Here is a 453-nt window from a genome sequence, read left to right on the forward strand (position 1 = left end):
TCACGCTTGACGGTACTCGTCGCGGGACTCGAGCTCCATCTTGCACACATGGGGTTCCCGACGTGGGTGGGTTCGCCTGCGCCACATCGACCGCCTGACTTTGCTTGCTAGCTTTGTCTGCTTCGGCTTTCTTGCGGGCAGCGACATCGGCCCAGCCTAGGGTCGACCACATCTTGACGTCGGTGAGAGGAACAATGCACGCATGAACGGGGCCGACCGGAGAGTACAGTGCACAGAATTTCTCTGTACACGAGATGGCAGCCCCCCAAACCGGCTCTGACTTCTCACGAGCAATCTCGACAAAATTAATCCCACCCTCTTTAAACTTCTCCGAATCCAAGTTTTCGATAAGGCCAATCTGATTTTGAGCGTCAAGCACGCCCTTTGTCTTCATTTTTTGAAAAAGCGCAATCGGAATCAAGTTGAAGTACGCAAAAGCCACCAGAACAACCG

Annotated in this window: 1 protein-coding gene; it reads right to left on the reverse strand. The window is 53.4% G+C overall.

The window, feature by feature from the left end:
* Window positions 1-453 (reverse strand): hypothetical protein (locus RVY79_RS17405; RefSeq protein ID WP_317465736.1); only part of this gene is annotated, 453 nt, incomplete at both ends.

It is taken from the genome of Chromohalobacter sp. HP20-39, assembly GCF_033052815.1.
Lineage (GTDB): Bacteria > Pseudomonadota > Gammaproteobacteria > Pseudomonadales > Halomonadaceae > Chromohalobacter.